Annotated in this window: 19 protein-coding genes; 7 read left to right on the plus strand and 12 right to left on the minus strand. The window is 60.1% G+C overall.

Annotation, left to right across the window (positions count from 1 at the left end):
- Nucleotides 1-20: 20 nt before the first annotated feature.
- The gene (locus tag L972_RS04425; protein WP_047436063.1) at nt 21-623 is read right to left on the minus strand and encodes an RseA family anti-sigma factor; all 603 of its coding nucleotides are present in this window, start codon (nt 621-623) and stop codon (nt 21-23) included.
- Nucleotides 624-645: 22 nt separating this feature from the next.
- A complete protein-coding gene (gene rpoE, locus L972_RS04430; protein ID WP_005335411.1) occupies nt 646-1,227 on the minus strand; it encodes an RNA polymerase sigma factor RpoE in 582 nt (193 codons plus the stop codon).
- Between the two features lie 182 nt (nt 1,228-1,409).
- Here rpoE and nadB point away from each other — a divergent pair, with 182 nt between their 5' ends.
- On the plus strand, nt 1,410-3,017 hold the full coding sequence (gene nadB / locus L972_RS04435; protein ID WP_005335413.1) for an L-aspartate oxidase: 1,608 nt from the start codon (nt 1,410-1,412) through the stop codon (nt 3,015-3,017).
- 155 nt (nt 3,018-3,172) lie between these two features.
- On the opposite strand, the gene L972_RS04440 is transcribed toward nadB, so the two are convergent.
- Both L972_RS04440 and L972_RS04445 read right to left on the minus strand, forming a co-directional pair.
- The gene (locus tag L972_RS04440; protein ID WP_047436271.1) at nt 3,173-3,565 is read right to left on the minus strand and encodes a protein YgfX; all 393 of its coding nucleotides are present in this window, start codon (nt 3,563-3,565) and stop codon (nt 3,173-3,175) included.
- Between the two features lie 19 nt (nt 3,566-3,584).
- Nucleotides 3,585-3,854, minus strand: a complete 270-nt coding sequence (locus L972_RS04445) for an FAD assembly factor SdhE (RefSeq protein WP_047436065.1) — start codon at nt 3,852-3,854, stop codon at nt 3,585-3,587.
- Nucleotides 3,855-3,965: 111 nt separating this feature from the next.
- Between L972_RS04445 and ygfZ the strand changes: the two genes are divergently transcribed.
- Entirely contained in the window at nt 3,966-4,874 is a 909-nt protein-coding gene (ygfZ, locus tag L972_RS04450) for a tRNA-modifying protein YgfZ (protein WP_047436067.1), read from the plus strand.
- Between the two features lie 6 nt (nt 4,875-4,880).
- Here ygfZ and L972_RS04455 read toward each other — a convergent pair whose 3' ends face one another.
- Nucleotides 4,881-5,762 carry a LysR family transcriptional regulator gene (locus L972_RS04455; protein ID WP_042080104.1) on the minus strand — a complete coding sequence of 294 codons (882 nt, stop codon included), beginning with the start codon at nt 5,760-5,762 and terminating at the stop codon, nt 4,881-4,883.
- Between the two features lie 125 nt (nt 5,763-5,887).
- On the opposite strand from L972_RS04455, the gene L972_RS04460 reads away from it, so the two are divergent.
- The gene (locus L972_RS04460; protein ID WP_047436069.1) at nt 5,888-6,334 is read left to right on the plus strand and encodes a PACE efflux transporter; all 447 of its coding nucleotides are present in this window, start codon (nt 5,888-5,890) and stop codon (nt 6,332-6,334) included.
- A 162-nt stretch (nt 6,335-6,496) separates the two neighbouring features.
- Here L972_RS04460 and L972_RS04465 read toward each other — a convergent pair whose 3' ends face one another.
- Complete coding sequence (locus L972_RS04465) at nt 6,497-6,853, minus strand: hypothetical protein (protein ID WP_047436071.1); 357 nt, start codon at nt 6,851-6,853, stop codon at nt 6,497-6,499.
- 244 nt (nt 6,854-7,097) lie between these two features.
- On the opposite strand from L972_RS04465, the gene cutA reads away from it, so the two are divergent.
- The 4 genes from cutA (at nt 7,098) to L972_RS04485 (ending at nt 10,176) form a co-directional block, all read left to right on the plus strand.
- A complete protein-coding gene (cutA, locus tag L972_RS04470; RefSeq protein ID WP_047436072.1) occupies nt 7,098-7,415 on the plus strand; it encodes a divalent-cation tolerance protein CutA in 318 nt (105 codons plus the stop codon).
- Nucleotides 7,412-9,211 (plus strand): protein-disulfide reductase DsbD, encoded by a 1,800-nt coding sequence (locus tag L972_RS04475; RefSeq protein ID WP_047436074.1) that lies wholly within the window; start codon nt 7,412-7,414, stop codon nt 9,209-9,211. The genes cutA and L972_RS04475 overlap by 4 nt, the downstream gene beginning before the upstream one ends.
- Complete coding sequence (locus L972_RS04480; RefSeq protein ID WP_047436076.1) at nt 9,201-9,692, plus strand: GNAT family N-acetyltransferase; 492 nt, start codon at nt 9,201-9,203, stop codon at nt 9,690-9,692. The genes L972_RS04475 and L972_RS04480 overlap by 11 nt, the downstream gene beginning before the upstream one ends.
- Before the next feature lie 70 nt (nt 9,693-9,762).
- Entirely contained in the window at nt 9,763-10,176 is a 414-nt protein-coding gene (locus L972_RS04485; RefSeq protein WP_042080037.1) for a hypothetical protein, read from the plus strand.
- A 54-nt stretch (nt 10,177-10,230) separates the two neighbouring features.
- On the opposite strand, the gene L972_RS04490 is transcribed toward L972_RS04485, so the two are convergent.
- The 6 genes from L972_RS04490 to L972_RS04515 form a co-directional block, all read right to left on the minus strand.
- Entirely contained in the window at nt 10,231-10,818 is a 588-nt protein-coding gene (locus tag L972_RS04490) for a hypothetical protein (RefSeq protein ID WP_047436078.1), read from the minus strand.
- A gap of 240 nt (nt 10,819-11,058) precedes the next feature.
- The gene (locus L972_RS04495) at nt 11,059-12,363 is read right to left on the minus strand and encodes an NAD(P)/FAD-dependent oxidoreductase (protein ID WP_139714615.1); all 1,305 of its coding nucleotides are present in this window, start codon (nt 12,361-12,363) and stop codon (nt 11,059-11,061) included.
- Between the two features lie 159 nt (nt 12,364-12,522).
- Nucleotides 12,523-13,602: a class II fructose-bisphosphate aldolase gene (gene fbaA / locus L972_RS04500; RefSeq protein WP_005340963.1), complete on the minus strand. Its 1,080-nt coding sequence runs from the start codon at nt 13,600-13,602 to the stop codon at nt 12,523-12,525.
- A gap of 115 nt (nt 13,603-13,717) precedes the next feature.
- Nucleotides 13,718-14,881 carry a phosphoglycerate kinase gene (locus L972_RS04505; protein ID WP_005340965.1) on the minus strand — a complete coding sequence of 388 codons (1,164 nt, stop codon included), beginning with the start codon at nt 14,879-14,881 and terminating at the stop codon, nt 13,718-13,720.
- A gap of 61 nt (nt 14,882-14,942) precedes the next feature.
- Complete coding sequence (epd, locus tag L972_RS04510; RefSeq protein ID WP_047436081.1) at nt 14,943-15,953, minus strand: erythrose-4-phosphate dehydrogenase; 1,011 nt, start codon at nt 15,951-15,953, stop codon at nt 14,943-14,945.
- A 60-nt stretch (nt 15,954-16,013) separates the two neighbouring features.
- On the minus strand, nt 16,014-16,943 hold the full coding sequence (locus L972_RS04515; RefSeq protein WP_047436083.1) for an ROK family protein: 930 nt from the start codon (nt 16,941-16,943) through the stop codon (nt 16,014-16,016).
- Between the last annotated feature and the right edge of the window lie 10 nt (nt 16,944-16,953).

Raw genomic sequence — 16,953 nt, forward strand, 5'->3', positions numbered from 1 at the left:
TTTGTATCCCTGACAATTCGTTATTGTTGGATCTGTCTGTCTTGCAACAGGCGCTGCTGCAACTGGTGGTCACGCAGGAAGGCGTTGATCCGCTCCCGCTGCTCCTGCATCTGCTGTTCGGTCAGCCCCTGCTGACGGGCACGGGCACCATCCTGTTGCGGATAGTGAACACTCACAGGTGCAGCACTGCCACCGATTGGAATGGTATTGAGAACCGGATTGGCCGGAACGCCATCCTGCCCCTGATACTGCTGCACTCCGAAGATAACGGCAGCGGCCACAGATGCCGCAATGGCATATTGACCCAGTTGCTGACCGACACGGCGGAACAACGGAACCACATTGGAATCAGTCTTGACCGGCGCAACGGCTGGTTGCAGCACGGGAGCCGTCTCGACCGGCTTGGGTGCCAGTATGGTGTGCTCATCCTCCAGCGCAGCCATAATGCTGTCACTGAGATCCAGTTGCAGATTGACCGGCAGGTCACCCCGCATGGCATCGCCGATCAGGTGGTAACGACCCCAGGTATCTTGCAAGTCGGAGTCCATCTCCAGCTCGTTCAGTACCTCTGCGTCACTCAGGTCACCATCCATCAGGGCAGAGATTTGCTCTTTATTTGCCATAAGTTAACCCGTCTTTCCCCAGTTAATTCTCGATCAGAGGTTGCAGCTTTTTATCGATTGCTTCCCTCGCCCGGAAGATACGGGATCTGACCGTACCCACTGGGCAATCCATGATTTCGGCAATCTCTTCGTAGCTCAGCCCTTCCAGTTCGCGAAGGGTGATAGCTGTCCTCAGGTCTTCCGGCAATGCCTCTATGGCTGAAAACACGGTGCGTTTGATCTCGTCAGTCAGCGCCAGGTTTTCGGGGGTTGAGACCTCTTGCAAGGCTTCACCACCACCATAAGACTCCGCTTCGTCAGCCTCCACATCACTGCTGGGCGGCCTGCGCCCCTGGGAGGTGAGATAATTCTTCGCCGTGTTGACGGCAATTCGGTACAACCAAGTGTAAAAAGCACTTTCGCCACGGAATGTCGGCAATGCACGGTAGGCTTTTATAAAGGCCTCTTGCGCCACATCGGGCACATCACCGGGATTGTTGACATACCTGGCAACCAGGTTGACCACCTTATGCTGGTATTTTTTTACCAACAGGTTGAAAGCTGCTTTATCGCCGCGCTGGACCCGTTCAACCAGCTGTTCGTCCAGTAGATTCTGGTCGCTCATCAGAGCCGTAAAACCCCCATCAGGTTATCGTTTTTCTTTTCCGGCCCTTCCTAAGCGCACAAGTTCAGACAGGGAGAATCAGAGAAAGTTCGCTTCAATTGAAAAAAATGTGATGCAGGCTGCATCCTCGCCCTCGCTTGGGCTACCATGGTGCCAGTTCTTAATCCAGGCCAATGATACTTATGAAAGCAAGTGTTGAATACCTTTGCGATGTACTGATCATTGGCAGCGGTGCCGCTGGTTTGTCCCTCGCGTTGCGATTGGCAGACCACGCCAAAGTCCTGGTTCTGAGCAAGGGGCCCATCAGTGAAGGGGCCACTTTCTATGCGCAAGGAGGCATCGCTGCCGTTTTCGACGAAACCGACAGCATCGAATCCCACGTGAGCGACACGCTCAACGCGGGCGCCGGGTTGTGTGACCCGGCAGTGGTCGAGTTCACCGCTCGCCACGCCCGCGAGTCCATCCAGTGGCTCATTCAGCAAGGGGTCCCCTTCGATCAGGAGGAGAACGCCGACGGCGAATCCCAGTACCACCTCACCCGGGAAGGGGGACACAGCCATCGCCGCATCTTCCACGCGGCGGATGCCACCGGCAAAGCGGTGCAACTCACCCTGATCGATCAGGTGCGCGCTCACCCCAATATCCAGCTGATGGAGCGCTTCAACGCGGTCGACCTCATCACCACCCGCAAGCTCAACCTGCCGGGCAACAAGGTGCTGGGGGCCTACGTCTGGAACCGCAACGCCGAGCAGGTCGAGGTGATCCGTGCCCGTTTCGTGGCGCTGGCCACCGGTGGTGCCTCCAAGGTCTACCAGTACACCTCCAACCCGGATGTGAGTTCTGGCGATGGCATCGCCATGGCATGGCGGGCCGGTTGCCGGGTGGCGAACCTAGAGTTCAACCAGTTCCACCCCACCAGCCTGTTCCACCCGGACGACCCCAACTTCCTGCTGACCGAAGCGCTGCGTGGCGAGGGGGCCTATCTGCGCCGCCCGGACGGCAGCCGCTTTATGCCGGAGTTTGACGAGCGGGCCGAGCTGGCACCGCGGGATATCGTCGCCCGCGCCATCGACCACGAGATGAAGCGGCTCGGGGCGGATTGCATGTATCTGGATATCAGCCACAAACCGGCCGATTTCATCATCAAGCACTTCCCGACCATCTATGAGCGCTGCCTTGCGGTCGGCATCGACATCACCAAGGAGCCGATGCCCATAGTGCCGGCCGCCCACTACACCTGTGGCGGCGTGATGATCGACAACAACGGCCAGACCGATATCCCCGGCCTCTATGCCATCGGCGAAGTGACCTACACCGGTCTGCACGGCGCCAACCGCATGGCCTCCAACTCCCTGCTGGAATGCGTGGTCTATGCCCATCAGGCGGGGGCCGATATTCTGGCCAAGCTGCCGATGAGCGTGGAGCCGCCGCGCCTGCCGGTGTGGGACGAGAGCAAGGTGGAAGATTCCGACGAACTGGTGGTGATCCAGCACAACTGGCACGAGCTGCGGTTGATGATGTGGGACTACGTGGGGATAGTGCGTACCAACAAACGCCTCGCCCGCGCCAAGCGCCGCATTGACCTGCTCAAGCAGGAGGTGCAGGAGTACTACGCCAACTTCCGCGTCTCCAACAACCTGCTGGAGCTGCGCAACCTGTTGCAGGTAGCCGAGCTTATCGTCAACTGCGCCCTGCAGCGCAAGGAGTCTCGCGGCCTGCACTACAACCTGGATCATCCGGATATGCTGCCGGACTCCAAACCGACTGTGCTGACCCCGGAGCGGGATTAATCCCCCTTCCCGCAAAGCGTTGCACCAATCAGTGACCCCGCCCCGGCGGGGTCACTTGTTTTCAACCGCTTTTCAGCCACAAAAAGAGTACCGCTAGCCACATGGCAGCAGCTTATCGCGATAAATCAGCACATGGTTATCACGGGAAGCAGGCGTCAGCGCCGGGACGGCAGAAAGTGGATGGCTCGCGCCAGCAGGCGGTAATGTTCGGGGGGAAGGGCATCGGAGAAGAGCCACAGTTGCCGTGGCGACACGGCGCCACTCTCTTGCGGATCGGGACAAAGCGCTAGCCTGAGCACACCGGGCAGAATGCGGCTTTTCTTGTCGAGCTGATAGCGACGACCTTGCCACTGTAGCCACTGGCCATCCCAGACAAGCTCGAACGGGGGCGCGGCGAGGGAGCGCCAGCTCAGCCAGAGCGCCACCAGCCAGACGGGCAGCAACAGCGCCCACTGCCAACCGGCAATCAGGCCAGCCACCGGCCAGAGCAGCAACAGAAAGAGGGCCACCAGCAAATATTGCTGATGGCGGGAGGGGTGAACTGTCATGATCACCCGCTCCACGGTATTACCCCTGGCGGTCGTGGCGCGCCTGATTGCGCTCCAGGATCATCGGGATCATGGCGGCAAATGCGGGATCGGCAGGGACACCATGACCCATGCACCATTTGAACAGATCCGGATCGTCGCTCGCCAGCAGGCGGATAAAGGTCTGCTGATCGGCTTCACTCAAGGCGTCGAACTCGTGTTCGAAAAAGGGCATAAAGATCACATCCAGCTCGAGCATACCGCGACGGCAGGCCCACTTCAGGCGGGATTTTTCAACTGGGCTCAACATGGCACTCTCCTTACAAAGACCGGGGGATGGTACCAGCTGGATTTTCCGGCTGACAAACATTAGTTACGTCTTTACCATGCAGCTCACATACTTTCTCTCTGGAATACCATCGTGAGCCTGCAACCACCTGTTTTTCCTGCCGAGCCGACCCGCTTCCCCCTGACCAAGCTGGCCATCACCCGTATCAACGGCCAGGATCGCGCCAAATATCTGCAAGGTCAGGTCACCTGTGATGTCAACGCCCTGCAACCGGGGCAACAGACCCCGGGTGGCCACTGTGATCCCAAGGGCAAGCTGTGGAGCAATTTCCGCCTGCTCTGCCTCGACGACAGTCTGCTGCTGCTGACCAGCCCTTCAGTGTTGGAACGTCAGTTGCCGGAGCTGAAGAAATTTGCCGTCTTCTCCAAGGTCGAGATCGCCGCAGACGAACGTCACGCTACCGGGATCGCCGGTACGGGCAGCGATGGCTGGATCGCCGCGCAGTTTGGCCTTCTGCAGAGCGGTCTTATCGACGGCGGCATGGCGGTGAAGATTGAGCAGGATCGCTGGCTACTGGTGAGCAATCAGCAAGCCGACGCCCTGCCACAAGGTGACGAGTCACTCTGGTGGGGGCTCGAGATCAAGGCGGGCCTGCCACACATGGAAGCGGTGCATCAGGGGGAGTTCATCCCGCAGATGCTCAACCTGCAGGCACTGGACGGCATCAGCTTCAACAAGGGCTGCTACATGGGGCAAGAGACGGTTGCCCGCGCCAAGTATCGCGGCGCCAACAACCGCGCCCTGTTCCTGCTGGCGGGCACTACCGGCGAGCAGGTCGCCAGCGGCGATACCCTTGAGCTGCAACTGGGTGACAACTGGCGCCGTAGCGGCATGGTGCTCAACGCCTGGCAACAGGCCGGGCAGGTGTGGCTCACCGCCGTACTGCCGAAAGATACCGAGGCTGACGCCCTATTCCGCCTCAAGCAGGACGAAGGCTCCCGCCTCACCCTGCAACCCCTGCCTTACGCCCTGACAGAGTAAGGTCGGCTAGCGAGGCACCCGCGCCAGCAGTGCCTCCTTCAGCCAGCGCCCCGCCTGCCCCAGCGGGCGGGCGCGATGCCACTGCAACTCCAGCGCCAGTGCGTGGCTGGCGATAAAGTCCGGCTCCAGCACCACCACTTCACCCCGCTTTAGCGGTTGATGCAGCAGAAATTCCGGAATGGCGGACCAGCCAAGACCCCGCTTGACCAGTTCCAGCACCCCGAGATCCCCCTCGACCCACCACACCTGAGCCGAGATGCGAAAACGCTGGCGCTCGCTCCCTTCCCGTCGGCCGGTGACCATCAGCTGGCGTGCCCCCTGCAGATCGACCTCCCGCAGCGGCTGCTTGCGCGCCAGCGGATGATCCGGTGACACCACCAGCGGCATGGTCACCTCCCCCAGCGAACGGGCGACAATCTCCCGCTGGGGATGCACCTTCTGATAGCTGATGCCGAGCTGGGCCCGACCGGTCACCAGCATCTCGGTCACATCTTCCATCAACGGGAAGAGCAGCTCCAGCTCCACGGTCGGGTAACGAGTGGCGAACTCCTCCAGCAGGGTGCCGAGCCAGGGGAGGTGGGAGTCATCATCGATGGCCAGAGTGAGGCGCGTCTCCACTCCGGCCGCCAGCTCCCCGGCAATGGATTGCAATCGTTCACTCTGCGCCAGCAGGATCCCCGCCTCCTGCACCATGCGCGCCCCCGCCTCCGTCAGCTGCGGATAGCGACCGCTGCGGTCAAACAGGGTGAGCGCCAGATCGATCTCCAGATTGGCGATGGCGCTGCTCACTACCGACTGTGCCTTGCCCAGCTTGCGGGCGGCAGCGGAAAACGAGCCGGTTTCGGCGGCCGCCAGCAAGATCCTCAGTTGTTCCAATGATGGCGTCATCTTATGGCCCTCCGGCAAGCTCTCTCATCCATCTATTTTAGCGATGGATACCAACATGAATCTATCGCTAAAGATCTATAGATTAACCAACAATTCGTGAATGAACCTGATTGAGAGAGTGACTTATGCGTACCCGTAACGATCGCCTGCGCCATGCCATTGGCTTTGAATTTATTGGCCTGCTGATTGCCGCCCCGCTGGCCAGCTGGGTTACCGGGGTCGGGCTCAACCATATGGGCCCGCTGGCACTGTTCTTCTCGGTGCTGGCCACCGTCTGGAACTACATCTACAACATCGGGGTCGACAAGCTGCTGCTGAAATATCAGGGCCATACCCACAAGACCCTGTGGCAACGGGTGCTGCATACCTTCGGCTTTGAGGGCGGTCTGCTGATCGTCGCGCTGCCGGTCATGTCCTGGTGGCTGAGCGTCAGCCTGCTGGAGGCGCTGGTGCTGGATCTGGGCTTCGTCGTCTTCTACCTGATCTATGCCTTCGTCTACAACTGGGGCTATGACAAGGTGTTCCCCATCCCCCGCGAAGTGCCGCACGGCATGCCACAAGAGGCGCGCTAAGGCACGAATCCGTTGGATTGAAACCGAGAAGTGAAGGGCAACAAGGAAAGACTACAGAAGAAACGACACGTCCCCATCATGGCAGACATGATGGGGCCGAAAGAGGGATCAGCGCTGGCAGGCCGGCTGATTCAGAGGTAAGGATTCAGGCCTGCCCGTCGCTCAAGCCTGGGCCTTGAGCTCTTCGCCGCTCTCGTCGGCAGCGACAGCCTCTTCAGGCTGGGCCTGAGCGGCCTGCAGCGCTTCCAGCTCGCTCTGATAATCGCTCAGGATCTGCTGGGCAACCGCCATATCTCCCTTGTGTTTGCGCTCGAACAGATGGTGCTGCACCACGCCGTTGAGATACTCCACCGTGATGGGCTGCTCCAGGGTGGCCATCAGCTCCTCTTTCTCCAGCTCGGCATTGATTTCATCGGCGGTCGTGCGCAGCAGCCCGGCCAATTGAACCAACATGCGGCGCTCACCTTCGCGCAGCAGGCTCAACATGCGGTTTCTCTGCTGCTCATTCTGTTGGGTCATACATTTCCTTACGTCAATTGGGAACAAGCCCGCTCATTCTGCCCTGTCCCCATGACAGCGTCTATCTCATGCCCCCCACAAATTTTTGGCGCTGGCTCACAAATGGCTACAGATGCTATTTGAAGCGCCTCTGGGGTATAGTAGCCGCTGATTTTCGGGCGCTTTTTTCACCTTCATCCGCAGACAGGGATGAGACGGCAAGGGCGCCTGCCCGGTTTACCCCAACGAGGTGAAGATCCGCTTTATGACCGACGCCATTGTGGTGCTCTGCACCTGCCCAGATCAAACCAGTGCCGACCTTCTCTGCGAACAGCTGCTGAACCAGCGACTGACCGCCTGCATCAATCAACTGCCGGGCGTCACCTCCGTCTATCGTTGGCAAGGCAAGGTGGAGCGCGCCACCGAGATCCAGCTCATCATCAAATCCCGCCAATCGCGCTTTGCCGAGCTACAGGCATGTATTCAAGCCAATCACCCCTATGAGGTGCCCGAGCTGCTGGCCCTGCCGGTAAGTGCCGGACTACCTGCCTATCTCGACTGGCTCAATGGGGAGACCTCATGACGTTCACCCGCTTGCTCTCTCCCCTGCTGCTGCTCTGTGCCCTGTTGATGACAGCGGTGGGCAGCTCCCCTGCCCACGCCAGCGGCGCCGATCTGCTCAGCTCGCTGGGCATTGAAGCCAATGCCAAGCCCAAATTTTTGCAGGTCGATGAGGCCTTTCAGATCGAGAGCGAACAGCGTGGCGATCAGCTGCTGCTGACCCTCCACATCGCCGACGACTACTACCTCTATCGCCACAGCCTGCGCTTCAAGGGGAACAACCTCACCTTCAGCGAGCCGCCCCTGCCGGAAGGCACCGAGCACGAGGATGACTTCTTCGGCAAGACCCGGGTCTACTACCAGCAGGTGAGCATCGTGGTGCCGCTAAAGGAGGTGGGGGAAAATGCCACCCTGCGGGTGCGCTATCAGGGCTGTACCGAAGGCCTCTGCTATCCGCCGACCGACAAGCTGATCGATGTGGCCCCGCTGGTCACGGCAACCACAGCGTCCACTGCTGATACGGCACAAAGTGTCGCACCGGTTAGCCAGCAGGATCAGCTGGCCGCTGCCCTCGGCAATCAGGGGTTCTGGCTCAGCATCGTCGCCTTCTTCGCACTGGGGCTGGGGCTCGCCTTCACCCCCTGCGTCTTCCCCATGTATCCCATTCTGACCGGCATCATCGCCGGTGCCGGCCATCGCCTCTCTACCGGTCGCGCCTTCCTGCTCTCCATGGTCTATGTGCAGGGGATGGCGGTCACCTACACCTTGCTGGGGTTGGTGGTCGCCTCCGCGGGGCTGAAATTCCAGGCGGCGCTGCAACATCCCTATGTGCTGATCGCCCTCTCGGTGATGTTCGTGCTGCTGGCCCTCTCCATGTTCGGACTCTATACCCTGCAACTGCCGAGCAGTTTGCAAACCCGTCTCTCCGGCCTCTCCAACCGCCAGCAGGGCGGCTCTGTGGTCGGGGTCGCCATCATGGGGATGATCTCCGGGCTGGTCTGCTCCCCCTGCACCACGGCGCCGCTCTCGGGGGCGCTGATCTACGTGGCCCATAGCGGCGATCTCTGGCTCGGCGGGGCGGCGCTCTATGCGCTGTCACTGGGGATGGGGCTACCGCTGCTGCTGCTCGGCACCTCGGGTGGCAAGCTGCTGCCCAAAGCAGGCGCCTGGATGGATGTGATCAAGCAGCTGTTTGGCTTTGCCCTGCTGGCGGTGCCGATCCTGCTGCTGTCACGGCTCTGGAGCGATCAGATTGCCACTCTCGCCTGGCTCGGCTGGGGGCTGCTGCTGTGCGGCTATCTCTATCACCACAACCAGCACCAGCCCCACTCGGTGGCCAAGAGCGTACGCGGCTTCGTGCTGTTGCTGGCGATGATCAGCGCCGTGGTAGTGGGCAAGGATCTGCTGCAACCGGCCACCCCTGCTGCCATCACGGCGGATGCCGGTCAAACGGCGCCGCAGTTTATCCGCATCAAGACGCTGGATGATCTCAAGGTGCAGCTGGCCGCCGCCCGCGGCAAGCCGGTGCTGCTTGACCTCTACGCCGACTGGTGCGTCGCCTGCAAGGAGTTCGAGCACAAGACCTTCAGCGACCCGGCGGTGAGGGCGCGCTTCGGCCAGATGGTGCTGCTGCAGGCGGATGTCACCGCCAACGACGATGCCGATATCGAGCTGCTCAATACCCTCAATGTGCTGGGCCTGCCGACCCTGATCTTCTTCGACCGCGAGGGCAAGGAGCTGACAGGGCAGCGGGTCACCGGTTTTATGGGGCCTATCCCCTTTGCCAAACATCTCGAGATGGTAAGTGATGCACACTGAGTTGCGTCGCCTGCAGACAAGCGATGCACCTGCCTTGCAGCGGCTGTTCGAGCAGGCCCCCTCCTATCAGGCGGCGGTGAGCAATGACCCTCTCTCTGCACAGGCAGGAGAAGAGGAACTTGTCGCCTGCCCATCCGGCCTGTCTCTCTCCGACAAACATCTCATCGGCCGCTGGGAGCAGGGAGAACTCACCGCTGTCATTGATCTGCTGCGCTGCTATCCCAATCCAGACACCGCCTATCTGGGTCTGTTACTGGTGGGGGAACCCTGGCAAGGGAGTGGCCGTGGTCAGTCGCTCTATCTTCACGCCTGCACGCTGGCAAGCTCATGGGGGGCTACCCGGCTTCGCCTGTCAGTGATTGCCAGCAATGAGAGTGCTCTATCCTTCTGGCTGCGCAGAGGGTTCACCGAGTGCTATCGCCGCAAGCTGGCTGGTTATCGGGCCGAGGCCATCGTGCTGGAACGTTCACTGGAACCGTGAGCCGAGGTTTGCCGCCGCGCATTCGCGTGGCACAATCGCCCCTCTCGTTTTGCACTTGTCCGGAGTTTTGATGAAAAAGTGGTTCATCCCCCTGCTAGCCCTCTGGCTTTATGGCTGCAGTGCAGGGCCCGGTGAAGAGGATATCCGCCAGCAGGTCACCGCCAAGCTGCTGGCCGAGACAGACGCCAACCTGTTCGATATCAGCGACTTCACCATCCTCGGCAAGGAGGAGCGGATGGAGGGGGTCTATCTGGTCAAGGTGAGTTACCAGCTCCACTTCAAGCAGGGGCTCGATCAGTTGCAGGTGTTGCACGACGAGGACCTGGTCTACGACCGGGTTGGCCCCTTCCAGCAGGAGATGGGGCTGATGGAGCTCGAGCGCAAATATGGCGAGTTCGAGGCGGGCCAGGTGCTGCCACAAGAGGCCGAGGTGTGGATGATGAAGGACGAACAGGGGTGGCGGCTGGCGGAACCGGCCCAATAAAGGGCTGCCCGCCCCTTACGCACTGCAACGACTGGACTGCCGTTGCCAACCAGCTCAAATCTGGGTATCGACCCGATACCTTTTTCGCTCGGCGGTTTCGCTCGGCAACTTGCTGGCCAACCCTGACAGCACCTCCTTGAGGGTGACCCCGCTCTCTGCCGCACCGCTGCTCTCCAGCAGCTTGGTCAGCTGGCTCTGCAAGGGGTTCACCGCTTCGCTTTCGACCCCTTGCTCGCTCTCTTTTCCCTGTCCGCCCTGCTGATCCAGCGTCTCCAGCAGGCGCTCCAGATCCCGCTTGAGCGGGTTTTCGCTGCTGTCGGCGATGGCGAGTTTGCGCTGTTCCTGCTCTTGCCGCTGTTGTTGCTGCAATGCCAGCTGTTGCTCCTGCTGCTGTTGCAGGGAGCCCATCATGGTGTTGATGAACGCTTCCAGCGAGTCCCTGATTGAAACAGTGCCACCGCCGCTGCTCTCCCCTTGCGGTGACAGCCCCAGCTCATCCAGCACGGCGCCAAGATCGCGCACCAGGCTGTCACTGCCCGTTGATGGTGAAGTTGCAGCCCTCTCCTGTGCCTGCACGGCGCGAGAACCCTGCCGTTGCGCCAGCGGGCTGAGCCCGCCTGACGCGACCACATTTATCTCCATCTTGGCCCTCCTCCCCCCGTCCTCGGCCCCTTTTCGGCAACTATTCCGGCAAGCAGACACACCCTCGTCCCCTTGGCAGATAACCGCACTCACACCTAAAAGATAGCGCCAACCGGAAGGGATTGGCACGAATGCATCTTTTGGTCTATCAGGCGGAACGATAGTGCCAACCCGCTATAAACAAGGGGTTGGCAAAAAGGGGCCACGTTCAGCCAGCACTGCGCAGGCTGACAATGGGGGTCAGAAGATATCCTTCATCCGGTGCCACAGCATCCCCAGCGCCAGCAGCGGGGAGCGCAACGCCGGGCCACCCGGGAAAGTGATATGGGGCACGCTGGCGAAGAGATCGAAACCACGGCTCTCGCCGCGGATCGCCTCGGCTACCAGCTTGCCCGCCATATGGGTGGCATTGAGGCCGTGACCCGAGTAGGCCTGGGCGTAGAGCACGTTGGGGTGAGCCTTCAATCGGCCAATCTGCGGCAGCCGGTTGGCGCCAATCCCGATCATCCCGCCCCACTGAAACTCGATGGCGGTGCCAGCCAGCTCGGGGAAGACCCGCAGCATCTTGGGCAACATGAAGGCCTTGATATCGCGGGGATCCCTTCCCGAGTAGTTGCAGGCCCCGCCAAACAGCAGGCGACCGTCGGCGGAGAGACGGTAGTAGTCGAGCGCCACGTTCTGATCGCACACCGCCATGTTTTGCGGCAGCAAGCGCTGGCGCAAGCGGCGATCCAGCACTTCGGTGGCAAGGATGTAGGAGCCGGCCGGCAGCACCCGCCCGCCCAGCTCCGGATTGAGGTCGTTGAGATAGGCGTTGCAGCCGATAACCAGATAGTCGGCAGTGACCCGGCCGTGGGCGGTGGTCACTTCAACCTGCTTGCCGTAATCGATATGGGTCACTCTGGAGTGTTCAAACAGGGAAACCCCGAGGCTGGCTGCGGCGCGCGCCTCGCCGAGCGCCAGATTGAGGGGATGGAGATGGCCTGAGCCCATGTCGATGAGGCCGCCGATATAGCGATCCGACCCCACCACGCTATGGATATCTTCGCGCGGCACCAGCTTGAGTTCGTGCTCATAGCCAAGGCTCGCCAGATGGTCGAGATCCTCCTCGAAACCTGCCAGATGGCGCTGACGGGTGGCCAGATCGCAGTAACCCCAGGTGAGGTCGCAGTCGATATTGAAACGCTCAACCCGCTCGCGCACCAGCTGCACCGCCTCCAGCCCCATCAGGTCGAGTTCGCGCACCCCTTCCTCACCAATCCAGCGGGCGAACTGGCTGGTATCGTGACCGATACCGCGAATAAGCTGGCCGCCGTTGCGCCCGGAGGCGCCCCAGCCGATACGGTTGGCCTCCAGCAAGGCGACCTTGTAACCGGCATCAGCCAGATTGATGGCGGTATTGAGACCGGTAAAGCCGCCGCCGATGATGCAGACGTCAGCCTTGTGCTCCCCCTCCAGCTCGGGCCACTGTTGCGAGTCGTTGCGGGTGGCCGCGTAGTAGGAGGCGACGTGCTCCTGATATCCGTTGTGCTTTCCTGCCTGCATACTCAGCATCCTGCCTTGGTTGCAAATTGTTTAATAAAATAAGCAAAGTTGTTTCGATAATACCCAGTTCCCCCTCCACTCACCAACCGGTGCGGATCACAGAAATGCAAAAGGCGCCCCGAAGGGCGCCTTTTCATGCAATCAAGGTGCGGTAACGAATTACAGTACGTCGATGGCGTTCAGGTCGGAGAATGCTTTCTCCAGACGAGCGATCATGGAAGTCTGACCTTCACGCAGCCATACGCGCGGATCGTAGTACTTCTTGTTCGGCTTGTCGGCGCCTTCCGGGTTACCCAGCTGGCCTTGCAGGTAAGCTTCGTTCTTCTTGTAGAAGTTCAGCAGACCTTCCCAGGTTGCCCACTGGGTGTCGGTGTCGATGTTCATCTTCACTACGCCGTAGGAGATGGACTCGCGGATCTCTTCCAGAGTGGAACCTGAACCACCGTGGAATACGAAGTCCAGAGACTTGGCTGGAACGCCAAACTTCTCGGAAACGTACTTCTGGGAAGCGTCCAGGATGGACGGGGTCAGCTTGACGTTACCCGGCTTGTATACACCGTGTACGTTACCGAAGGAGGCAGCGATGGTGAAACGCGGGCTGATCTTGGACAGACGCTCGTAAGCGTAAGCAACATCTTCCGGCTGGGTGTACAGAGCGGACTGATCCATGTGGCTGTTGTCGACGCCGTCTTCTTCGCCACCGGTGCAACCCAGTTCCAGCTCCAGAGTCATGTTCATCTTGGCCATGCGGGTCAGGTACTCGCAGCAGATGTCGATGTTCTCTTCCAGAGACTCTTCGGACAGATCCAGCATGTGGGAGGAGAACAGCGGCTTGCCGGTTTCAGCAAAGTGCTTCTCGCCCGCTTCCAGCAGACCGTCGATCCACGGCAGCAGCTTCTTGGCAGCGTGGTCGGTGTGCAGGATTACCGGCACACCGTAGGCTTCGGCAACAGCGTGAACGTGCTTGGCACCAGAGATGGCACCCAGGATGGCAGCTTTCTGACCTTCCAGCTTCAGACCCTTACCGGCGGTGAACACTGCACCACCGTTGGAGAACTGAACGATAACCGGCGCTTTAACCTTGGCGGCAGCTTCCAGTACGGCGTTCACGGAGTCGGTACCAACGCAGTTTACGGCCGGCAGAGCAAAGCCGTTCTCTTTAGCGATGGCGAACACTTTCTGAACGTCATCACCAGTGATCACGCCGGGTTTTACGAAGTCGAAAATTTTCTTAGACATGTTTAATCGTCCTGTCTCGTATGCCGTTAATAAAAAATGGGGGGTTCATCATGAACCGGCACAGCGGGCACATGATAAACGAAACGGGAGGCTTTTGCCCCCCGTTCCGGGTCAATTAGGCTTTGGCGCGCTGTTCCAGAATCGCAACAGCCGGCAGTACCTTGCCTTCTACGAACTCCAGGAAGGCGCCGCCGCCAGTGGAGATGTAGGAGACTTTGTCAGCGATGCCGAACTTGTCGATAGCAGCCAGGGTGTCGCCACCGCCAGCGATGGAGAAGGCCGGAGAAGCAGCGATGGCTTCAGCGATAACCTTGGTGCCTTCAGCAAACTGGTCGAACTCGAACACACCGACCGGACCGTTCCACAGGATGGTCTTGGCGTTCATGATGATGTCAGCCAGAGCCTTGGCAGAATCCGGGCCGATGTCGAAGATCATGTCGCCGTCGGTCACATCGTTAACAGACTTGATGGTCGCCGGAGTGGACTCGGAGAACTCGGCACCTACAACCACGTCGGTGGTCACAGGAATGTTGGTCTCGGCAGCCAGTTTCTTGGCGGTGTCGATCAGGTCGTGCTCGCACAGGGACTTGCCGACGTTGTGACCGGCAGCAGCGATGAAGGTGTTGGCGATGCCACCACCGACAACCAGCTGGTCAGCGATTTTGGAGAGGGATTCCAGAACGGTCAGCTTGGTGGAGACCTTGGAGCCGCCAACGATGGCAACCATCGGGCGCTCGGGCTTCAGCATGGCTTTGCCCAGGGCTTCCAGTTCACCCGCCAGCAGCGGACCGGCACAAGCAACAGGTGCGAACTGTGCCACACCGTAGGTGGAACCTTCGGCGCGGTGAGCAGTACCGAACGCATCCATTACAAAGACGTCACACAGGGCGGCGTATTTTTTGGCCAGCTCTTCGGTGTTTTTCTTCTCGCCTTTGTTGAAGCGGCAGTTTTCCAGCACAACCAGCTCACCGGCAGCGACTTCTACGCCATCCAGGTAATCCTTGGCCAGGCGAACCGGGCAGGACAGAGCGTCTTTCAGATAGTTGACAACCGGAGCCAGGGAGAATTCTTCGTTGTATTCACCCTCGGTCGGACGACCCAGGTGGGAGGTGATCATCAGCTTGGCGCCCTTTTCCAGAGCCAGCTTGATGGTCGGCAGAGTCGCAACGATACGTGCATCGGAGGTGACCTTGCCGTCTTTTACCGGTACGTTCAGGTCAGCACGGATCAGAACGCGTTTACCCGCCAGATCCAGGTCAGTCATCTTGATAACAGACATATTCAGTCCTCTATATTTTCCAGGTAATGTTAAAAACAGTAACCTTTCGCCCGGGGCAGGCTCAGCCTGCGGCCATCATGGCCCGGGTGGTATCCAGCATCCGGTTTGCGAAGCCCCATTCGTTATCGCACCACATCAACATCTTGACGAGGTTGGCATCGCTCACCCGGGTCTGGGTACCATCAATGATGCAGGAGTGTGCATCATGATTGAAGTCTACGGAGACCAGCGGTTCTTCCGTGTAATCCAGAATACCGTGTAATGTACCTCTGGATGCCCGTTGCAGGGCTTGATTTACGTCAGTAACTGTCACTTTTTTACGAACAGTAATACTGAGATCCATCGCTGTTACATTGATGGTCGGCACCCGCACCGCGATCGCCTCGAACTTGCCGGCGAAGTGGGGCAGGATACGCTCCAGCCCCTTTGCCAGCTTGGTGTCCACCGGAATGATGGACTGACTGGCAGCGCGGGTTCGGCGCAAGTCACTGTGGTAGGCATCGATGACTTGCTGATCATGCATGGCCGAATGAATTGTCGTAATAGTACCACAATTTATCTCGAATTCTCGATGCAATGTTTCAATCACCGGCACCACGCAGTTGGTGGTACAGGAGGCGTTGGAGACGATCCGCTCCGCTCCGGTGAGGGTATGATGGTTGACCCCGTAGACCACGGTGGCATCCACATCCGCATCCGCCGGGTGGGAGAAGAGCACCTTGCCCGCCCCCGCCGCCAGATGCAGCTCGGCATCGGCCCGCGAGCCGAATACCCCGGTACAATCGAGCACCACGTCCACCCCCAGCGCCCGCCACGGCAGCTTTGACGGATCCCGCTCGGCAAACAGGGAGATGAGATCCTCCCCCACCAGCATGCTGTTGCCCGCCAGTTGCACCGGATGGAGGAAGCGACCGTGACTGGTATCGTAACGGGTCAGGTGCACCATGGCTTCGGGGGCCGCCAGCTCGTTGATGGCGACGATCTTGATGGTCTTGTCGCGCCCGCTTTCATAGAGGGCTCGCAACACGTTGCGACCGATCCGCCCGTAACCATTGATGGCAATCTTGATCATCGAGAATCCGTTTCCTTGAACCAGCAACAGGGCGGCACACCGGCCGCCCGGGAGCCCAGGCTACGACAGCAGGGCCTCCTTGAATTCACCGCGGGCCAGCAGTGCGGCCCCGAATACCCCGGCACTGTCACCAAGGGCAGGAGCAATAATGGGGGTTGCGAAGCGGGGATTAAAGAGGAAGGGCAAAATTGTCTGCCGCCCGGCGCTGTAAAGGCTCTGCACATTGCCCACCCCGCCACCGATGACGATCACATCCGGGTCGAGAATGTTGACCACGTTGGCCAGCGCCTGACCAAACAGCAGATGCAGCCGGTCGATGGTGAGCTTGGCCACATGATCGTGAGCCGTGGCGGCCGCGATTTGGGCGAGCGAGAGGTGGCGCTTGGCCTTGGCCTCGTACCAGGCCTCCAGCGCCGGGCCGCTGATCAGGGTCTCGACGCAGCCGCGCTTGCCGCAGTAGCACTCGGGACCATCGGGGGAAAGCACGTTGTGGCCCCACTCACCGGCGATGCCGTGATGACCGTTGAGAATGCGGCCGTTGATGACGATGCCGGAGCCGACCCCGGTGCCCATGATGATGCCGAACACCACTTTCGCATCGGGATGGTGCTGGCGCACTGCACCGAGATGGGTTTCTGCCAGCGCGAAGCAGTTGGCGTCGTTGGCGATCAGCACCGGCATGCCCAGCTTGCGCTCCAGATCCTCCTTGAACGGCTTGCCGTTGAGCTCGGTGGTGTTGCAGTTCTTCATCAGGCCGGTCTGTGGATCCCGCGCGCCGGGGGTGCCCATGCCGATGACGGCCGGGCGCTGGCCAATCTTCTCGGCGCACTCAGCTACCAGCTTGGCGATCTGGCCGATCATATGGTCATAACCGCCGGCACGCTCGGTGGGGATGCGGTGGCGCAGCAGCACCTCGTCGCCATCCAGCACCACGCATTCACACTTGGTACCGCCAAGATCGATACCCCAATCCAGTGACTTGCTGCTCATCTTGCCTCCT

Origin of the sequence: Aeromonas sp. ZOR0001 (genome assembly GCF_000801015.1) — a bacterium.
Taxonomy (GTDB): Bacteria; Pseudomonadota; Gammaproteobacteria; order Enterobacterales; family Aeromonadaceae; genus Aeromonas; species Aeromonas veronii.

Coding starts and splice junctions, on each gene's coding strand:
- L972_RS04425 (WP_047436063.1), bottom strand. CDS start 623: ATGGCAAATAAAGAGCAAATCTCTGCCCTGATGGATGGTGACCTGAGT.
- rpoE (WP_005335411.1), bottom strand. CDS start 1,227: ATGAGCGACCAGAATCTACTGGACGAACAGCTGGTTGAACGGGTCCAG.
- nadB (WP_005335413.1), top strand. CDS start 1,410: ATGAAAGCAAGTGTTGAATACCTTTGCGATGTACTGATCATTGGCAGC.
- L972_RS04440 (WP_047436271.1), bottom strand. CDS start 3,565: ATGACAGTTCACCCCTCCCGCCATCAGCAATATTTGCTGGTGGCCCTC.
- L972_RS04445 (WP_047436065.1), bottom strand. CDS start 3,854: ATGTTGAGCCCAGTTGAAAAATCCCGCCTGAAGTGGGCCTGCCGTCGC.
- L972_RS04455 (WP_042080104.1), bottom strand. CDS start 5,762: ATGACGCCATCATTGGAACAACTGAGGATCTTGCTGGCGGCCGCCGAA.
- L972_RS04460 (WP_047436069.1), top strand. CDS start 5,888: ATGCGTACCCGTAACGATCGCCTGCGCCATGCCATTGGCTTTGAATTT.
- L972_RS04465 (WP_047436071.1), bottom strand. CDS start 6,853: ATGACCCAACAGAATGAGCAGCAGAGAAACCGCATGTTGAGCCTGCTG.
- cutA (WP_047436072.1), top strand. CDS start 7,098: ATGACCGACGCCATTGTGGTGCTCTGCACCTGCCCAGATCAAACCAGT.
- L972_RS04475 (WP_047436074.1), top strand. CDS start 7,412: ATGACGTTCACCCGCTTGCTCTCTCCCCTGCTGCTGCTCTGTGCCCTG.
- L972_RS04480 (WP_047436076.1), top strand. CDS start 9,201: ATGCACACTGAGTTGCGTCGCCTGCAGACAAGCGATGCACCTGCCTTG.
- L972_RS04485 (WP_042080037.1), top strand. CDS start 9,763: ATGAAAAAGTGGTTCATCCCCCTGCTAGCCCTCTGGCTTTATGGCTGC.
- L972_RS04490 (WP_047436078.1), bottom strand. CDS start 10,818: ATGGAGATAAATGTGGTCGCGTCAGGCGGGCTCAGCCCGCTGGCGCAA.
- L972_RS04495 (WP_139714615.1), bottom strand. CDS start 12,363: ATGCAGGCAGGAAAGCACAACGGATATCAGGAGCACGTCGCCTCCTAC.
- fbaA (WP_005340963.1), bottom strand. CDS start 13,602: ATGTCTAAGAAAATTTTCGACTTCGTAAAACCCGGCGTGATCACTGGT.
- L972_RS04505 (WP_005340965.1), bottom strand. CDS start 14,881: ATGTCTGTTATCAAGATGACTGACCTGGATCTGGCGGGTAAACGCGTT.
- epd (WP_047436081.1), bottom strand. CDS start 15,953: ATGATCAAGATTGCCATCAATGGTTACGGGCGGATCGGTCGCAACGTG.
- L972_RS04515 (WP_047436083.1), bottom strand. CDS start 16,943: ATGAGCAGCAAGTCACTGGATTGGGGTATCGATCTTGGCGGTACCAAG.